Here is a 14874-nt window from a genome sequence, read left to right on the forward strand (position 1 = left end):
CCCGACGGCGCGGCCGGCGAGCCCTACTCGGTGCGGTCGGCCCGCTCGACGACCTCCACGTCGCGGCGCAGCCACACGTCGGTGGGCAGGTCGCCGGGGAGGTCGTCGTTGCCGACGCCCACGAAGGCGGGCCTGCGTCCCGCCGCGACCTGGCGCTCGAAGTCCCGCATGGCACCGAGCGCCCACCGGCCCAGGAGGAAGAGCGCCACGAGGTTGATCGAGGCCATGAGGCCCATGGCGATGTCGGCCAGCGCCCACACGGTCGAGAGCTGGAGCAGCGCTCCGATCGCCACCGACGCGATGACGAGCAGCCGCAGCGCGAGGTTGCCGGCCCGGCCCGGCCGGATGAAGTCCATGTTGATCTCGGCGTAGGTGAAGTTGCCCAGGACCGAGGAGAACGCGAAGACGAAGATGAGCAGGGTCATCGGGATCGTCGTCCACGTGCCGAGCTCGGCCGCGACGGCGCTCTGGGTGAGGGTGGCCCCCACGGCGTCGGAGGTGGTGCCCGGCTCGTAGACCGCGGGCCCCGCGAGCAGGATGAGGAACGCCGTCGTCGAGGAGACGACGATCGTGTCGACGAAGACCCCGAGGGACTGCACCAGGCCCTGCTGCACCGGGTGGCGCACCGTCGCGGTCGCGGCCGCGTTGGGGGCCGAGCCCATGCCCGCCTCGTTGGAGAACAGGCCACGCTTGACGCCGTTGAGGAGCGCGGCGAGCATCCCGCCGGCCGTGCCCGCGAGCGCCTCGTCGAGGCCGAACGCGCCGGAGACGATCTGCCCGACGACACCCGGCAGCTCGGGCAGGTTCAGCGCCAGGACCGCCAGGCCGAGCAGGACGTAGGCGAACGCCATGACCGGGGCCACGACCTCGGCCACCCGCGCCACGGGGCGGATCCCGCCGAGGATCACCGGGGCGGCGAGCGCGACGAGGAGGACGGCCGTCACCCAGGTGGGCCAGCCGTGCGCGCCGCCGAGCGTGCCCGCGATGGTGTTGGCCTGGACCATGTTGAACGCCAGGCCGAACGCGAAGATGAGCGCCACGGCGAACACCAGGCCCCAGCCGCGCGAGCCGAGACCGCGCTGGATGTAGAAGGCCGGGCCGCCGCGGAAGGTCCCGTCGTGCCAGCGCACCTTGTACATCTGGGCCAGGGTGGCCTCGACGAACGCCGTCGCCATGCCGAGCAGGGCGATGACCCACATCCAGAAGATCGCGCCCGGGCCGCCGAGGGTCAGCGCGATGGCGACGCCGGCGATGTTGCCGGTGCCCACGCGCGAGGCGATGCCGATGGCGAAGGCCTGGAAGGAGCTGATGCCGCCCTCGCTGCCGCCGCGGGAGCCGGCGATCTCGCGCAGGGTGCGGCCGAAGAGGCGGAACTGCACGGCGCGCGAGCGCAGCGTGAAGTACAGCCCCGCGCCGACCAGCAGCGCGATGAGCAGGTAGGTGTAGAGGACGTCGTTGACGCCGGCGATGAACGCGTCCATCGGGCTTCCCCTCGGGTGGGACCCAGGCGCGGAGCGCCGTGGCAAGGCGGATCGGGACCGGGGAAGAGTAACCGCAGCCGGGGCGGGCGGCGCGGCGAGCGGAGCGGCGGTCCCCGGACCTGGGACGGGGCCGCCGTCAGTGGCCGGGGGTGCCCGAGCGGTCCAGGGGCAGTCCGAGCCAGACGTCGCCGGGCAGGTGGCCGGGCAGCGACGGGTGGTCGCGGGCGTCGAAGCGCACCTCGGCCCCGCCGCGCTGCCCCTCGTAGTCGCGCAGCAGGGCCGCGACCCACGGGGCCAGGCGGACCACGGCGACGAGGTTGACCACCGTGAGGAACGCCATGGCGGTGTCCATGAGCGCCCACACCGTCTGCAGCGCGAGCACCGCGCCCACCCCGGTGGTGAGCACGACGACGCCGCGCAGGACGTGCCGGGCGTGCCGGCCGGCGTGGAGGAAGTCCATGTTGACGTCGGCGTAGGCGTACGCCCCGAGGATCGAGGAGAAGCCGAAGAAGAAGATCATCAGCGTCATGGGCCACGCCATCCAGGCCCCGAGCGCCGTGGTGACGGCGGACGTGGTCAGCTCGGCGCCGGCGTCCAGCCCGGTGACACCCGGCTCGAGCATCCCCGAGGCGAGGATGATGAAGGCGGTGGCGGTGCTCACCAGCATCGTGTCGACGAACACCCCGAGGGACTGGATGAGGCCCTGGTGCACCGGGTGGGCCACGGTGGCGGTCGCGGCGGCGTTGGGGTTGGTGCCCATGCCCGCCTCGTTGGAGAACAGGCCCCGGCGCACCCCGTTGAGGACGGCGGCGACCACGCCCCCGCCGATCCCGGCGAGCGAGGCGTCGAGCCCGAGCGCGCCGGCGAGGATGTCGCCGAAGAACGCCGGCAGCGCGCCCAGGTTGCCCGCGACGACGGCGACCGCGACGACGACGTAGGCCAGCGCCATGAGCGGGGTCATGACCTCGGCCACGCGGGCCACCCCGCGCACCCCGCCGAGCACCACGACCGCGGTGAGGACGACGAGCAGGAGCGCGGCGGCCCAGACCGGGACGCCGTGCGAGCCGGCGAGGGTCGCGGAGATCGTGTTGGCCTGCACCATCGGCATCGCCACGGCCATCGAGGCCACGAGGAGGAAGGCGAAGACCGTCGCCCACCGGCGCGAGCCGAGGCCGCGCTGGATGTAGAAGGCAGGCCCGCCGCGGAACGTGCCGTCCAGGGCCCGGACCTTGAAGACCTGGGCGAGCGTCGCCTCGGAGAACGCGGTGGCCATGCCGACGAGCGCGACGAGCCACATCCAGAAGATCGCTCCCGGACCGCCGAGGATGAGCGCGATCGCGACACCGGTGATGTTGCCGATCCCGATGCGGGTGGCCATGCCGATCGCGAACGCCTGGAACGAGGAGATCCCGCCCTCGGCGCCGCGCCGTGACCGCGTGACGTGGCGGAGCATCTGCCCGAACAGCCGCACCTGGACCCCGCGGGTGCGCCACGTCAGCCAGACGCCGGCGAGGACGAGGAGCCCGACGAGGGCGTAGGTGTACAGCGCGTCGTTGGCGACGCTGAGGGCCTCGGTCACGGTGCTCCGATCGGCGGACGGCTGGGTGGCCGGCCCCATTGTGGTCCGTGGTCAGAGCGCCCGGCAGCCGCGCCCGCGGAGCGGACCACCGAGGGCCGCGCTGATGTAGCACCAGTCGAGCGCCCCGGCGGACAGCGGCAGCACGCCCCACGCGATGGAGGCCTGCCCGGCCCGGGTGCGGCGACCGCGGAAGCCGGCGACGAGGAAGGCGGTGCCGGCGCCGACCCGGAAGACCCGGCCCGCTGGGCTGTTGACCCAGCGGCCGAACGCCGACCGGTCGAAGTCCTCGGCGATGCGCATCGGGTCCTCCTCGGGTCGTCGGCTCATCGTAGGTCCGAGGGCGTGGCGGCGGCGATGAGAGGATCGGGGCATGTCCACCACCACCGGCGCCGCCCTCAACGTGCTCCTCGACGACCTCGAGGACAGCGCCGGCGCCACCCCGGACGCGATCTACGAGGCCTTCACCTCCTGGGCGGCCGCGGCCGGCCTGCCGCCCTACCCCCACCAGGAGGAGGCGCTGATGTCGCTGGTGGCCGGCGACCACGTCATCCTCGCCACGCCCACCGGCTCCGGGAAGTCGCTCGTGGCCATGGGCGCGCTGTTCACCGCCCTGGCCACCGGACGCACGGGGTACTACACCGCGCCGCTCAAGGCGCTGGTGAGCGAGAAGTTCTTCGACCTCGTCGACCTGTTCGGCTCCGCGAACGTCGGCATGGTCACCGGCGACAGCGCCATCAACCCCGGCGCCCCGATCATCTGCTGCACCGCGGAGATCCTCGCGAACCAGGCGCTGCGCGACGGCGGTGCGGGCGACGACGGCGACGCCGTCGTGTGCATGGACGAGTTCCACTTCTACGCCGACCCGCAGCGCGGCTGGGCGTGGCAGGTGCCGCTCCTCGAGCTCACCGGCGCCCAGTTCCTCCTCATGTCGGCCACCCTGGGCGACGTCTCGTTCTTCGCCACGGACCTGCACCGCCGCACGGGTACCGACGTCGCCGTCGTCGCCGACGCCGAGCGGCCCGTGCCGCTGACGTACGCGTACTCCGTCGAGCCCATCCAGGACCTGCTGCTCGAGCTCGTCCAGACCCACCGGTCCCCCGTGTACGTCGTGCACTTCGCCCAGAAGGACGCCGTGGAACGGGCCCAGTCGCTCACCTCGGTCCAGGTCGCCACCCGCGAGCAGCGCGACCGGGTCGCCGACGCCCTCGGGGACTTCCGGTTCGGGCCGGGCTTCGGGGTGATCCTCTCCCGCCTGCTGCGCCACGGCGTCGGTGTGCACCACGCCGGGATGCTGCCGCGCTACCGCCGCCTCGTCGAGCGACTCACCCAGCAGGGCCTGCTCGGCGTCGTGTGCGGCACCGACACCCTCGGCGTGGGCATCAACGTCCCGATCCGCACGGTGGTGGTGACGTCCCTGACGAAGTACGACGGCGAGCGCTCCCGCCACCTCACGGCCCGGGAGTTCCACCAGATCGCCGGGCGCGCCGGGCGCGCCGGGTTCGACACCACCGGCGAGGTCATCGTCCAGGCGCCGGACCACGTCATCGAGAACGCCAAGGCGCTGGCGAAGGCCGGCGACGACGAGCGCAAGCGCCGCAAGATCGTGCGCAAGAAGGCGCCCGCCGGGGCGGTGAACTGGACCGACAAGACCTTCGAGCGGCTGCGCGACGCCGACCCGGAACCACTGACGAGCCAGTTCCACGTCACGCACACGATGGTGCTGTCGGTCCTCGCCCGGCCGGGCGACCCCGTCGCCGCGATGTACCGCCTGCTCACCGACAACCACGAGCCGGATCGCGAGCGCAACCCGCACCTGAGGCGCGCGGTGGAGATCTACCGGTCGCTGCGCACCGCCGGGGTGGTCGAGCACGCCTCGGCGTCCTGGCGCCGGGAGCACCCCGGTGAGCCCTACGTGCGCCTCACGGTGGACCTGCCGCGCGACTTCGCCCTCAACGCGCCGCTGTCACCGTTCGCGCTGGCCGCCCTGGACCTGCTCGACCCGGACTCCCCCGACTTCGCCCTCGACGTCGTCTCCGTCATCGAGGCCACCCTCGAGGACCCCCGGCCCCTGCTCTACGCCCAGCAGCGCGCGGCGAAGGGCGAGGCCGTCGGGGCGATGAAGGCCGAGGGCCTGGAGTACGACGAGCGCATGGCGCTCCTCGAGGACGTCACCTGGCCGCAGCCGCTCGCCGAGCTCCTCGGCGCCGCGCTGACCACCTACCGGCGGACCAACCCGTGGGTGTCGGACTACGAGCTGCACCCCAAGTCGGTGGTGCGCGAGATGGTCGAGCAGGCCATGACGTTCTCCGAGCTCGTCTCGCGCTACCAGCTCGCCCGCTCCGAGGGGGTGGTCCTGCGCTACCTCACCGACGCCTACCGGGCGCTGCGTCAGGTGGTGCCCGACGCCGCCCGCACCGAGGAGGTCGCGGCGATCATCGACTGGCTCGGTGAGCTCGTGCGATCGGTCGACTCCTCCCTCCTGGACGAGTGGGAGGCCCTGGCCGCCGGCGCGGCCGCCGCGGCGGGCGCCGTCGCGGTGTTCGACGACACGCCCACCGCCGTGGAGCGCCGCTTCGGTGCGGACGCCGACGGCGTCTGGGCGTTCACGCGCAACCGCCACGCGTTCCGCGTCGCCGTGCGCAACGCGCTCTTCCGCCGGGTCGAGCTCGCCGCCCGGGAGGCCCACGAGGTCCTCGGGCGTCTCGACGGCGACGCCGGGTGGGACGCCGAGCGGTGGGCCGGAGCCCTGGACGGCTACTGGCGCGAGTACGACTGGCTCGGCACCGGCCCCGAGGCGCGCTCGGCCACCCTGGTCGACATCGACGAGCACCCGACCGACGCCGACGTGCCCGACGGCGTCCTGCGCCCGGGCCGGACCTGGCTGGCGCGCCAGACCTTCGACGACCCGGCCGGTGACCACGACTGGGGCGTCACGGCCCTGGTGGACCTGGACGCCTCGGACGCGGCGGGGGCCGCCGTCGTCCGGGTCCTGGCCGTGGGGCCGCGCTGAGATGGCGCGCCGCGGCGGTCGGACCCCGGCGCTGCGGGTCCTGACGGAGCGGGGCGTGCCGCACACGGTCCACGAGTACCACCACGACCCGTCCACGCCGAGCTACGGCGCGGAGGCGGCCGAGGCCCTGGACGTCGACCCCGCCCGGGTCCTCAAGACGTTGGTGGCGCGGGTCGACGGGTCGCTCGTGGTGGCGGTCGTGCCGGTCGCCGGGCGGCTCGACCTCAAGGGCCTGGCCGCCGCGTGCGGCGGCCGGCGCGCGGTCCTCGCCGAGGCCGCCGACGCCGAGCGCGCCACCGGGTACGTCGTCGGGGGCATCTCCCCGCTCGGGCAGCGCACCGCGCTGCCCACGGTCGTGGACGTGACCGCCACGGCCTGGCCGACCGTCCTGGTCAGCGCGGGCCGCCGCGGCCTCGACGTCGAGCTCTCCCCCGCCGACCTCCTCACGCTCACCGGCGCGACGGCGGCGCCGGTGGCCCGGCCGTGAGCGACCCCGGCACGAACCGGGGTGGAGCGGCGCGCCGTTCCCGGCGGGAGGGGCCCCAGGTGCCCGAGCCGGCCGTGGCGGCCCACCTCGACCAGGTCGGTGCGGCGGGGCTGGGTGCCCTGGTGGTCGACGCGGCGGACCTCACCGGGATGGACCTCGCCGGGGCCGAGCTGGCCGAGGTGCAGGTGGAGGCGTCCGCGCTGGACCGGCTGCAGGGCGCCGGCGGCCGGTGGCGCGGGGTCACCCTCGTCGACTGCCGCCTCGACGGCGCGGACCTGGCGAACCTGCGCGCCGAGGACCTCTCCCTGGTGCGGTGCTCGCTGCGCGAGGTGCGGCTCACCGGCGCCCAGCTCGCCGGGGTCCGGCTGCGCGCCGTGCGTCTCGACGGCGCGCGGGCCTCGCTGACGAGCTGGCGCGATGCGGTGTGGCAGCACGTCGTGCTGCGCGGCTGCGACCTCACCGAGGCCGATCTCACCGGCGCGAGCCTGAGCGACGTCGTCCTGGTGGACTGCGACCTCTCCGGCGCCCAGCTCGCGGGGCTGCGCTGCGAGCGCGTGCGCCTGGAGGGCTGCCGGCTCGGCGGGATCAGCGGCGTCGGCGGGCTGCGCGGGGCGAGCGTCAGCGAGGCGGACGCGTACGCCCTGCTGCCGGCGCTGCTGCGCGAGGCGGGGGTGACCGTCCACGGCTGAGGTGCGGGTCGGCCCGGCCCTCGTCAAACTGGGACGGTGCCCGTTCCCGCGCCCCGCACGTCCGAGGAGACCATCGGCAGGCGCGACGTCACGTCCTGGCGCTCGATGCTCGGCCGGGGCCTCGTCGCCCTCGTCGCACGGGTGGCCCGCCGTCTCCCCGAGCCGCTCCACCGGGCCGGACGGTGGTCCGTGGCGAACCTCGCCTTCGTCGTTCTCGTCGCCGTGGCGGGCGCCGCGATGGTCGGGCTGACCGCCGTCACGCACACCGTGCAGGAGAACGTGGCCGACGAGGACGGCATCAGCGTCCTCGACCAGCCCGTCCTCGACGCCGCCGTCGACCTGCGCACCGCCGACCTCAACACGGCGGTGACCGCGTTCACCGACGTCGGCGGCCCGGTCGGCATGCCGGTGCTGGCCGGCTCCGCGGTCGCCGTCCTCGTGGCCGTGCACCGCCGGTGGACCCCCGTGGTCCTCGCGCTCGTCGCGGGTGCGGGCTCCCTGGCGATGACGATGGTGGGCAAGGGCTGGGTTGGACGCATCCGCCCGCCGGCCGAGCTCGCCGTCCCCCCGCTCGAGACCTCCCCGTCGTTCCCCAGCGGTCACACCCTCAACGCGACCGTGCTGACGGTGGTGGTCGTCTACCTCGTCCTCCTGCGGACGACGGCGACGTGGCAACGGGTCCTGGCGGTCACGGTGGGGCTGCTGTTCGTGGTGGCGATGGGCCTGAGCAGGGTCTTCCTCGGCCACCACTGGCTCACCGACGTCATCGCCGGCTGGAGTCTCGGCCTGGCGTGGGCCCTGGCGGTCATCACCGCCCACCGTCTGTGGCTGACCCTGCGCCGCCGCGAGCCCGCCGCCGACGGCGCCTGACCGGTCCGCGCCTGCCGGTCAGGCCTTCGGCGCCCTGGCCGCCGCCTTGGCGGCCCGCTTGGTCTCGCGCACCTTGGTGAGGGAGTCGGCGTCGACGATGTCGGCCACCGACCGGTACGCCCCCGCCTCGCCGTAGGTCCCGGCGGCCTCGCGCCAGCCGGGCGCGGTCAGTCCGCGCTGCTTGCCGAGCAGGGCGAGGAAGATCTTCGCCTTCTGCTCGCCGAACCCCGGCAGGGCCTTGAGCCGGCGCAGGACCTCCGCGCCGTCGGGCTCCCCGCGGGTCCACAGCGCGGCGGCGTCGCCGTCGTAGTGCTCGAGCAGGTAGGCGCTCAGCGCCTGGATCCGTCCGGCCATCGAGCCGGGGTAGCGGTGCACGGCCGGCGGGGTGCGGCAGACCTCCGTGAGCGCCTCGGGGTCCATCCGCGCGAGGAGCTCGGGGTCGAGGGAGCCGAGCCGGTCCCGCAGCTTCCTCGGACCGGCGAACGCCGTCTCCATGGCGACCTGCTGGTCCAGGAGCATCCCGACGAGGAGTGCGAGCGGGTCGGTGCTCAGCAGCGCGTCGGCCTCGGGGTCACCGGTGATGTGCAGGTCGTCGGCCATGGTCCCGATCCTGCCATCACCGGCTCGGGGTCGCCGCCGCGGCGCTGACGCCCCCTCGGTGCACGGGTGCCTCCTCCGCCGGGCCGGCGTCCGGCCGGGCCGGGACGCCTGCGCTCCCGCCCGCCCCGTCGGTCCCCCGGAGCGGGTCGACGGTCCCGCCGGGTGCGACGGCGAGCCGCTCGAGGAGGAACAGGAAGGCCTCCGCGTAGGGGTTCCCCGCCACCCGGTCGGCGACCTCGTCCCACTCGACCTGCTCGCGCAGGGCCCGCACCACGGGCAGGAGGTCGGAGAAGTTGCACCGCTGCTCGGTCAGGACCCGCATCTTCTCGGCGACGACGTCGGTCGCGCGCAGCACCGGCATGGGCACGCCGAAGACGTCGAAGCTGTCCGTGCGCTCGAGCATCTCCTCGGTGACGGCGGCCCCGCCGAGCCGGAAGATGAGGTCGATCAGCGCCCCGCCGTGGTAGGCCTTGAAGAGCCAGTTCTCCACCGGGTCCTCGACGCGCAGGCCCTCGGTCTCCTCGAGCACCGCCCGCGCCTTCTCGACGTCGTGCTCGCGCACGACGAAGTCCGCGTCGTGGTCGGACTCGGGCGCACCGTGGACCCACGCGGCGAAGCCACCGGCGAGGGCGAAGGGGATCTGGGCGGCCGAGAGGGCGGAGCCGACGATGCGCATGCCCTCGTGCAGCTCGGCGCGGTCGTGGTCGTCCATGGAAGGGGTCTACACCACCGCGCGCGCCCCCGCACGACGACCGGCACAATGAGGAGGCGATGCGGATCGCCACCTTCAACATCCTCCACGGTCGGTCCCTGGCGGACGACCAGGTGGACCTCGCGCGCTTCGAGCGCGCGGTGCGCACCCTCGACGCCGACGTCCTGGCCCTGCAGGAGGTCGACCGCGACCAGCCGCGCTCCCACGGCGCGGACCTCACGGCGATGGCGGCGGCGGCCCTCGGCGCACCGGAGCACCGCTTCGTCGCCACCATGCACGGCACGCCGGGCCTGTGGACGGCGGCGACCGGGGACGAGGCACCGGAGGCCTCGGTGTACGGCATCGCCCTGCTCACCCGCCATCCCGTGGAGCACTGGCGGGTCCTGCACCTGCCGGGCCCGTCCCGCCGGGTCCCCGTCCTCTTCCCGGGCCGGCGCCGGCCGGTGCTCGTCAAGGACGAGCTGCGGACCGCCGTCGCCGCCGTGGTGGCCGCCCGGGAGGGCACCTTCACCGTCGTCGCGACCCACCTGACGTTCGTGCCCGGCTGGAACGTGGCCCAGCTGCGTCATCTCGTCCGCGAGGTGCGCGGCATGCCCCGGCCGCTCGTCCTGCTGGGGGACCTCAACATGGCGGGCGGGCGGCCGGCCCGGTACAGCGGCCTGCGCCCGCTCGTCACCGCCCCGACGTTCCCGCTGGACCGGCCGGACCAGCAGCTCGACCACATCCTCGCCGACGGCGAGATGACCGTGACGGGTGAGGGCCGGTCGCTCGACCTGGGCATGTCGGACCACCGCGCCCTCGTCGTCGACGTCGCCCTGCCCGGACCACCGGCGGCGGGTCCGCGCGATCCCGGTGCGCACCGGGTGGCCGGGCCGGCGCCGCGTGGCTGAGCCGGGGCTCGGGGACGTCGTCGCGCGCCTGCGCGCGGCGGGGAGCGTCTTCGCCGAGGAGGAGGCGGCGCTGCTCGTGGCCGCCGCACCCACCGCTGCCGAGCTCGAGGAGACGCTCGGACGCCGGGTCGCCGGCGAGCCGCTCGAGCTCGTGCTCGGCTGGGTCGAGCTCGAGGGCGTGCGGGTGACGCTGGACGCCTCGGTCTTCGTCCCGCGCCGCCGGTCCGGCCTGGTCGTGCGCGAGGCCGTGCGCCTCGTCCGCTCCCCCGCCATCGTGGTGGACCTGTGCTGCGGCTCCGGCGCCCTGGGGGCCGCACTGGCCGCCCGTGTGGGCGGGGTCGAGCTCCACGCGACGGACGTCGACGCCGCGGCCGTGCGGTGCGCGCGCCGCAACCTCGGCGCGGCAGCCACGGTGCACCACGGGGACCTCTTCGCGGCGCTGCCCCGGGAGCTGGCCGGACGGGTCGGGCTCGTCCTGGCGAACGCGCCGTACGTCCCCACCCGCGAGATCGCGACGATGCCGCCGGAGGCACGCGACCACGAGCCGCTCGTCGCCCTCGACGGCGGGGCGGACGGGCTCGACGTCCACCGCCGTATCGCTGCGGACGTGGGGCGATGGCTCGCCCCGGGCGGCCATCTCGTGCTCGAGACGAGCGCCCGGCAGGCGGCGCGCACGGCCGCCCTGGTGGCGGCGGCGGGGCTCGGCGCCCGGGTCGTCCGTGACGCGGACCTGGACGCGACGGTCGTCGTCGGCACCGCTCGCTAGGGTGCGAGGGATGGACGAGGACCTCGCCGCGCGCCTCGCGGCCGTGCGCGACCGGATCGCCGGTGCGTGCGCCGCCGCCGGCCGCGACCCGCGCGAGGTCCGCCTCCTGCTGGCGGTCAAGACCCAGCCCGTGGGCGCGATCCTCGCGGCGCTCGACGCCGGGGCGGGCCTGCTCGGGCACAACCGCGCCCAGGAGCTCGTGGCCACCGGCCCCGCCCTCGCCGCACCGGGGGTGCCCCGGCACGAGATGCACTTCATCGGCCGTCTGCAGACGAACAAGGTCAACCAGGTGCTGCGGTGGGCCACCTGCGTCGAGACGGTCGACTCGGCCCGCCTGGCGGAGCGTCTCGACCGGGCGGTGGCGGCCGGCACGGGGGCCGGTGAGGGCCCGCCCGGACCGCTCGACGTCCTCGTCCAGGTCAACACCTCCGGCGAGGCGACCAAGTCCGGCGTCGACCCCCGCGGGGCCGCCGGGCTGGCTGCCGTGGTCGCCGCCCTCCCGCACCTGCGCCTCGGCGGCTTCATGACCGTCGGGGCGCGGTCCGCCGACCCCGGCGTCGTGCGGCGCTCCTTCGACCTCCTGGCCGAGGTGCGTGCGGAGGTGCTCGCCTCGGGCCGGCCGGGGACCGCCGGGGCCACCGCGCTGAGCATGGGGATGAGCGGTGACCTCGAGGCCGCCGTCGCCGCCGGCGCGACGATCGTCCGGGTCGGGACCGCGGTCTTCGGCGAGCGTGCTCAGGGCACCCGGTAGGTCCACTCCGGCGCGAGGAACTTGCTGTGCACGAGCTCCTCGGCCCGGTCGAGCTCCGCCGGCCGGTAGTCCGACTCCTCGGTGCGGTAGCGGCCGCGGAAGTGGTCGAGGAAGGAGTCGATGATCGCCTCGCGCGAGAGCCCGGTCTGCGAGCGCATGGGGTCCACCCGCTTGTTCGCGCTGCGGATGCCCTTGTCCGAGAGCTTCTCGCGGCCGATGCGCAGGACGTCGAGCATCTTGTCGGCGTCGATGTCGTAGCTCATCGTCACGTGGTGCAGCACGACACCGGAGGCGAACCGCTTCTGGGCGGCGCCGCCGATCTTGCCCTGGTCGGAGGCGATGTCGTTGAGCGGGACGTACCGCGCCCGCACCCCCACCTCGGCAAGCGCACCGAGCACCCAGTCGTCGAGGAAGGCGTAGGAGCGCTCGAAGCTGAGCCCCTCCACGAGGGACTCCGGCACCACGAGGGAGTAGGTGATGCAGTTCCCGGCCTCCATGAACATCGCGCCGCCGCCGGAGATCCGGCGCACCACGGACATGCCGTGCCGCTCGAGCGCATCGGTGTCGACCTCGTTGCGCACGGACTGGAAGGAGCCGATGACCACCAGGGGGGCGTCCCACTCCCAGATCCGCATCGTCGGGCCGCGGCGCCCGGCGGCGACCTCCTCGGGGATCACCTGGTCGAGCGCGACGTGCATGGCCGGGTGCATCGGGTCGCCGTGGATGACGTCGAAGGTGTGGTCCGACCAGCTGGTGGCGTGACCGAGGGCGCGGCGCACGGCGATGCCGACCGCCTCGGGGGTGAAGCCGACCAGGCTCGCGCCGGGGCGCAGCGACCGGGTGATGGCGGCCGCGAGGTCGTCCGCCGACGCCGTGACGGGCATCCCGTCGAGGGCTCCGTTGATGTCGTCCAGGGCGGCGTCGGGCTCGAGGAAGAAGTCCCCCGAGAGCCGTGCGCCGCTCAGGCGCTCCTCGACGACGTCGACGTCGACCGCGACGAGCTTGCCGCCGGGCACCTTGTACTCACCATGCACGGCGACCACACTAACCGCGCGGCGGGGCGAGGGCGGCAGAGGCCGGCCGGGCGGCCCGCCGTGCGCCGGGGCGGCCGGGCAGCGCCGGGGCGACCGGGCGTGCGCCCGGGGCGGCCAAGGGCGACCGGCCGTGCGCCGCGCCGCAGCGGCCCGCGGGCTCAGCGCGGCTCGACGCCGTGGTGGAGCAGACCCCAGGTGACGGCCTCGGTGAGCGCCTCCCAGCTCGCCTCGATGATGTTCGTCCCCACCCCCACGGTGGACCAGCTGCGCACGGAGTCCGACGTCTCGATGAGGACCCGGATGGTCGCGTCGGTGCCCTGCTGGGTGTCGAGGATGCGCACCTTGTAGTCGATGAGCTCGAAGTCCTCGATCTCGGGGTAGGTGCCCACGAGCGCGGCGCGCAGGGCGTGGTCGAGGGCGTTGACCGGACCGTTGCCCTCCCCGGTGCTGACCATCCGCCCGTGGCCCGTGCGCAGCTTCACCGTCGCCTCGGAGTCCACGGTGCCGTCCCGCCCGGGCCGGTGCTCGACGAAGGTCCGCCAGCTCTCGACCTCGAAGTAGCGCGGCGCGCGGCCGTCGAGCTCCTCCCGCAGCAGGAGCTCGAACGAGGCGTCCGCGGCGTCGAAGGTGTACCCCTGCGCCTCGGCGTCCTTGACCCGCTGGGTCACGCGCCCCAGCAGCTCGGAGCGTCCGGACAGGTCGAAGCCGAGCTCGCGGCCCTTGAGCTCGATCGATGCCCGCCCGGCCATCTCCGAGACGAGCATGCGCATGTCGTTGCCGACGGCGGTGGGGTCGATGTGCTGGTAGAGGTCCGGGTCGACCCGGATCGCGGAGGCGTGCAGACCGGCCTTGTGCGCGAAGGCCGACGCGCCCACGTAGGGCTGGCGGCCGTAGGGGCTGATGTTGGTGATCTCCGAGACGGCGTGGGCGACCCGGCTGGCCTCGGCGAGCCCGGCCCCGTCCAGGACGGGGGTGTCGAGCTTGAGCTGGAGGTTGGCGACGCAGGTGAGCAGGTCGGCGTTGCCGGTCCGCTCGCCGTACCCGTTGACCGTGCCCTGGACGTGCCCGGCGCCGGCGGCCACCGCGGCGAGGGTGTTCGCGACGGCGCAGCCGGAGTCGTTGTGTGCGTGCATCCCCAGCCGCCCGGTCGTCGCGGCGCGGACCTCGCCGACGACCTGGGCGACCCAGTCGGGCAGCATCCCGCCGTTGGTGTCGCACAGCACGACCGTCTCGGCCCCGGCCTCGAACGCCGTCCGCACGCACCGCAGGGCGTAGTCGGGGTCGAAGCGGTAGCCGTCGAAGAAGTGCTCGGCGTCGACGACGACCTCCCGGCCCAGGCCCACGAGGTGGCGCACGGTGTCACCGATCATCCGGAGGTTCTCCTCGCCGGTGGTGCGCAGCGCCCGCTCGACGTGGCGCACGTCGCTCTTGGCGACGAGCGTGACGACCGGCGCCTCGGACTCCACCAGGGCGCGCACCTGGGCGTCCTCCGCCGGTAGCGCGCCGGGCTTGCAGGTGGCCCCGAAGGCGGCCAGGCGTGCGTGGCGCAGGTCGAGCTCCTTGGCGGCCCGGGCGAAGAACTCGGTGTCCTTGGGGATCGCGCCCGGCCAGCCACCCTCGATGTAGTCCACGCCGAGCTCGTCGAGCAGGGCGGCGATGGCGAGCTTGTCCGCCACCGAGAGGTTCATCCCCTCCTGCTGGGCGCCGTCGCGCAGCGTCGTGTCGTAGACCTGGACCGTCGTGGCCGGGCCGGCGCTCGGCGCGGCGGTTCCGGGGGCGGCTGCGGTGCTGGACATGTGAACTCCTCGAGGGCCGGTCGGGCGACGTGGTCCCAGCTCGTTCCGGCGGCGGTGGTGCCGGTACCGGTGCTGCCGGTCCTTCCCGGCAACCGTTGCCGGGAGGGGTGGCCCCAGCAACAAAAAAACCTCCCGGGGTACGGGAGGTTGCGCATCGGGCGGGTGGGCCTGATGCGCTAGCCGATAATGAGCTGGGACGGCGTCACGTC

At 74.5% G+C, this 14874-nt stretch carries 14 protein-coding genes; 7 read left to right on the top strand and 7 right to left on the bottom strand.

Annotated features, from left to right (window positions below):
- Positions 1-23: 23 nt before the first annotated feature.
- From AAEM63_RS12580 to AAEM63_RS12590, 3 genes are all read right to left on the bottom strand, one after another.
- Entirely contained in the window at positions 24-1481 is a 1458-nt protein-coding gene (locus AAEM63_RS12580) for an alanine/glycine:cation symporter family protein (RefSeq protein ID WP_341358612.1), read from the bottom strand.
- A gap of 136 nt (positions 1482-1617) precedes the next feature.
- Complete coding sequence (locus AAEM63_RS12585) at positions 1618-3060, bottom strand: alanine/glycine:cation symporter family protein (RefSeq protein WP_341358613.1); 1443 nt, start codon at positions 3058-3060, stop codon at positions 1618-1620.
- Between the two features lie 51 nt (positions 3061-3111).
- The gene (locus AAEM63_RS12590) at positions 3112-3387 is read right to left on the bottom strand and encodes a hypothetical protein (RefSeq protein ID WP_341358614.1); all 276 of its coding nucleotides are present in this window, start codon (positions 3385-3387) and stop codon (positions 3112-3114) included.
- 43 nt (positions 3388-3430) lie between these two features.
- Between AAEM63_RS12590 and AAEM63_RS12595 the strand changes: the two genes are divergently transcribed.
- Genes AAEM63_RS12595 through AAEM63_RS12610 form a run of 4 tightly spaced genes read left to right on the top strand, consistent with a single transcriptional unit; the run spans position 3431 to position 8116 of the window.
- Positions 3431-6070 (top strand): DUF3516 domain-containing protein, encoded by a 2640-nt coding sequence (locus AAEM63_RS12595; protein ID WP_341358615.1) that lies wholly within the window; start codon positions 3431-3433, stop codon positions 6068-6070.
- Between the two features lies 1 nt (position 6071).
- Positions 6072-6557: a Cys-tRNA(Pro) deacylase gene (ybaK, locus tag AAEM63_RS12600; protein WP_341358616.1), complete on the top strand. Its 486-nt coding sequence runs from the start codon at positions 6072-6074 to the stop codon at positions 6555-6557.
- A gap of 59 nt (positions 6558-6616) precedes the next feature.
- Positions 6617-7246, top strand: coding sequence for a pentapeptide repeat-containing protein (locus AAEM63_RS12605; protein WP_341358617.1), 630 nt, complete (start codon positions 6617-6619; stop codon positions 7244-7246).
- A gap of 36 nt (positions 7247-7282) precedes the next feature.
- Positions 7283-8116, top strand: coding sequence for a phosphatase PAP2 family protein (locus AAEM63_RS12610; RefSeq protein WP_341358618.1), 834 nt, complete (start codon positions 7283-7285; stop codon positions 8114-8116).
- Between the two features lie 18 nt (positions 8117-8134).
- Here the strand turns inward: AAEM63_RS12610 and AAEM63_RS12615 are convergent, their stop codons facing one another.
- Positions 8135-8716, bottom strand: coding sequence for an HhH-GPD-type base excision DNA repair protein (locus tag AAEM63_RS12615; protein WP_341358619.1), 582 nt, complete (start codon positions 8714-8716; stop codon positions 8135-8137).
- Positions 8717-8732: 16 nt separating this feature from the next.
- Positions 8733-9428 (bottom strand): hypothetical protein, encoded by a 696-nt coding sequence (locus AAEM63_RS12620; protein ID WP_341358620.1) that lies wholly within the window; start codon positions 9426-9428, stop codon positions 8733-8735.
- Positions 9429-9487: 59 nt separating this feature from the next.
- Here AAEM63_RS12620 and AAEM63_RS12625 point away from each other — a divergent pair, with 59 nt between their 5' ends.
- The 3 genes from AAEM63_RS12625 to AAEM63_RS12635 are packed head-to-tail and all read left to right on the top strand — an operon-like array spanning position 9488 to position 11835.
- Complete coding sequence (locus AAEM63_RS12625; protein WP_341358621.1) at positions 9488-10318, top strand: endonuclease/exonuclease/phosphatase family protein; 831 nt, start codon at positions 9488-9490, stop codon at positions 10316-10318.
- Complete coding sequence (locus tag AAEM63_RS12630; RefSeq protein WP_341358622.1) at positions 10311-11084, top strand: putative protein N(5)-glutamine methyltransferase; 774 nt, start codon at positions 10311-10313, stop codon at positions 11082-11084. The genes AAEM63_RS12625 and AAEM63_RS12630 overlap by 8 nt, the downstream gene beginning before the upstream one ends.
- Before the next feature lie 10 nt (positions 11085-11094).
- On the top strand, positions 11095-11835 hold the full coding sequence (locus tag AAEM63_RS12635) for a YggS family pyridoxal phosphate-dependent enzyme (protein WP_341358623.1): 741 nt from the start codon (positions 11095-11097) through the stop codon (positions 11833-11835).
- Here AAEM63_RS12635 and AAEM63_RS12640 read toward each other — a convergent pair.
- Positions 11820-12869, bottom strand: a complete 1050-nt coding sequence (locus AAEM63_RS12640) for a biotin/lipoate A/B protein ligase family protein (RefSeq protein WP_341358624.1) — start codon at positions 12867-12869, stop codon at positions 11820-11822. The genes AAEM63_RS12635 and AAEM63_RS12640 overlap by 16 nt on opposite strands.
- 158 nt (positions 12870-13027) lie before the next feature.
- Positions 13028-14665: a citramalate synthase gene (gene cimA / locus AAEM63_RS12645; RefSeq protein ID WP_341358625.1), complete on the bottom strand. Its 1638-nt coding sequence runs from the start codon at positions 14663-14665 to the stop codon at positions 13028-13030.
- Between the last annotated feature and the right edge of the window lie 209 nt (positions 14666-14874).

The organism is Georgenia sp. M64 (assembly GCF_038049925.1).
Taxonomy (GTDB): domain Bacteria; phylum Actinomycetota; class Actinomycetes; order Actinomycetales; family Actinomycetaceae; genus Georgenia.

Coding starts and splice junctions, on each gene's coding strand:
- AAEM63_RS12580 (WP_341358612.1), bottom strand. CDS start 1,481: ATGGACGCGTTCATCGCCGGCGTCAACGACGTCCTCTACACCTACCTG.
- AAEM63_RS12590 (WP_341358614.1), bottom strand. CDS start 3,387: ATGAGCCGACGACCCGAGGAGGACCCGATGCGCATCGCCGAGGACTTC.
- AAEM63_RS12595 (WP_341358615.1), top strand. CDS start 3,431: ATGTCCACCACCACCGGCGCCGCCCTCAACGTGCTCCTCGACGACCTC.
- ybaK (WP_341358616.1), top strand. CDS start 6,072: ATGGCGCGCCGCGGCGGTCGGACCCCGGCGCTGCGGGTCCTGACGGAG.
- AAEM63_RS12615 (WP_341358619.1), bottom strand. CDS start 8,716: ATGGCCGACGACCTGCACATCACCGGTGACCCCGAGGCCGACGCGCTG.
- AAEM63_RS12620 (WP_341358620.1), bottom strand. CDS start 9,428: ATGGACGACCACGACCGCGCCGAGCTGCACGAGGGCATGCGCATCGTC.
- AAEM63_RS12625 (WP_341358621.1), top strand. CDS start 9,488: ATGCGGATCGCCACCTTCAACATCCTCCACGGTCGGTCCCTGGCGGAC.
- AAEM63_RS12635 (WP_341358623.1), top strand. CDS start 11,095: ATGGACGAGGACCTCGCCGCGCGCCTCGCGGCCGTGCGCGACCGGATC.
- cimA (WP_341358625.1), bottom strand. CDS start 14,665: ATGTCCAGCACCGCAGCCGCCCCCGGAACCGCCGCGCCGAGCGCCGGC.